The sequence below is a fragment of the Bifidobacterium sp. MSTE12 genome (genome assembly GCF_000513015.1).
GTDB lineage: Bacteria > Actinomycetota > Actinomycetes > Actinomycetales > Bifidobacteriaceae > Bifidobacterium > Bifidobacterium dentium.
Genome location: NZ_AZYA01000040.1, coordinates 1 through 1556 on the forward strand (window position 1 = coordinate 1; position 1556 = coordinate 1556).

The following is a 1556-nucleotide window of genomic DNA, read 5'->3' on the forward strand; positions in this document are numbered from 1 at the left end:
AAAGCGAGGGCGAGGCGAGCTTGCGGCGCATGTACTCGCTGCAGCTGATGTGGTACCTCTTGGCCGTGGCGGTCAACCGTCCAGCGTGGACCTGGGCACCCTGATGCTCACGTTGACCATCTGCTCGTTCGGCCGGGCGAGGTGCAGCCCGTAGTGCACCCGGCCGCTCAGGTCGTCCGGTTCGGTCTCGGATTCGGCCATGCGCTCGTCCGCCAGCACCCGCTCTTCACTCAGGCCGACCAGGGCCAGCAGCTCCCTGTCGCGGTTACTGAAACCGTTCATCGTTGCCTTCTCAGCTGTTCGATCTCGCGCCTGAACTTCTTGGTCGGCGGCGTGAACGCGTGGTAGATCACCACGGTCCCGCGCACGGCCTTGTACAGCATCTCGACGTTCCTGCCGCGCCCGTCGAGCCCTATCGCAAGCAAGTCCGGCGGATCGCTCCATGAAGAGGAAATTAAACAAGATTTATATAGGGATTCATGATAATCTATATAAGTCATATATAGAAGTTATAGAGGTGTAATGATGATCGTGGCCGTCGTGAACATCAAGGGCGGCGTCGGCAAGACCACCACGGCCATCGCCCTCGCCACCCTCGCGGCGAGGGCCGGCCTCGATACGGTGGTGCTCGACGCGGACGAGCAGTCCAGCGCGAGCCTGTGGGCGTGGAACGCCGAGCAGGACGGTAGGCCGCTGCCGTTCCCCGTGGAGAGCGCCAACATCGCGACCCTGCGCCGGCTGGGGCACGATGACGGCCGATTCGTCGTCATCGATACCCCGCCGACCGGTAAGGTCACCGACGAGGCCAAGGACGTGGCCGACTTTGTGATCGTGCCCACCAGCCCCAACAGTATCGACCTCCAGCAGACCTCGGCCGTCTCCGACAACCTAGAGGAGTCCGGCAAGCCGTACGCCGTGCTGATCGTGAGGGCCGAACCCCACACCATCGCTCTCAAGAGCGCGCAAGAGTACTTCAGAGAGAAGGACACTAGCCTGTTCGACACCGTCATCCCCAAACGCGCCGACCTAGGTAACGTGTACGGTCAGCCGTTCGGTAGCAGCATGTACGGGTACGAGGACGTCTACAGGGAACTCAAGGAGGCGACCGACTGATGGCAATCAAACCGATCAAGACGAAGAGGCCGGACAGGCCCACCGGCAGGCTCATGGACATGCAGGACACCAAGGGCAAGGGTGACGGCATGGGTGGAAGGAAGGTCATGATGAGCTTCATGGTCCCCGTCGACCTCAGGCAGGAGCTCAGGGAGCGGGCCGAACGGCTCAGCACCAGCAGTGCTCGCCTCATCGTGGACGGCATACGCCTGAGGCTCAAGCAGGATGACTGACCGAATCCATATAGGACTCACATAAAACTTATATAAACTTTATATAACTGTCATATAAGGCTTATATATTACGAATTCCCATGTGCGCGGGTCAGGCGCGCGTGGCGGTCCGCACGCCGTAACGGCGTCGAGCGGCCTCGGCGGTGACGCCGAGCGCACGCCCGATGGTGTTCCACGACTGGCCGCGGCCGCGGCTGGCCATGACCGTCA

At 61.5% G+C, this 1556-nt stretch carries 3 protein-coding genes; 2 read left to right on the top strand and 1 reads right to left on the bottom strand.

Annotated features, from left to right (window positions below; genetic code table 11):
• Positions 1-72: 72 nt before the first annotated feature.
• Positions 73-282, bottom strand: a complete 210-nt coding sequence (locus HMPREF1494_RS10260) for a hypothetical protein (protein ID WP_081724152.1) — start codon at positions 280-282, stop codon at positions 73-75.
• 240 nt (positions 283-522) lie between these two features.
• On the opposite strand from HMPREF1494_RS10260, the gene HMPREF1494_RS10265 reads away from it, so the two are divergent.
• Together HMPREF1494_RS10265 and HMPREF1494_RS10270 are read left to right on the top strand one after the other, a co-directional pair.
• Positions 523-1113 (top strand): ParA family protein, encoded by a 591-nt coding sequence (locus HMPREF1494_RS10265; protein WP_051404763.1) that lies wholly within the window; start codon positions 523-525, stop codon positions 1111-1113.
• A complete protein-coding gene (locus tag HMPREF1494_RS10270) occupies positions 1113-1346 on the top strand; it encodes a hypothetical protein (RefSeq protein ID WP_034522725.1) in 234 nt (77 codons plus the stop codon). The genes HMPREF1494_RS10265 and HMPREF1494_RS10270 overlap by 1 nt, the downstream gene beginning before the upstream one ends.
• Positions 1347-1556 lie beyond the last annotated feature (210 nt).

Coding starts and splice junctions, on each gene's coding strand:
- HMPREF1494_RS10260 (WP_081724152.1), bottom strand. CDS start 282: ATGAACGGTTTCAGTAACCGCGACAGGGAGCTGCTGGCCCTGGTCGGC.
- HMPREF1494_RS10265 (WP_051404763.1), top strand. CDS start 523: ATGATGATCGTGGCCGTCGTGAACATCAAGGGCGGCGTCGGCAAGACC.
- HMPREF1494_RS10270 (WP_034522725.1), top strand. CDS start 1,113: ATGGCAATCAAACCGATCAAGACGAAGAGGCCGGACAGGCCCACCGGC.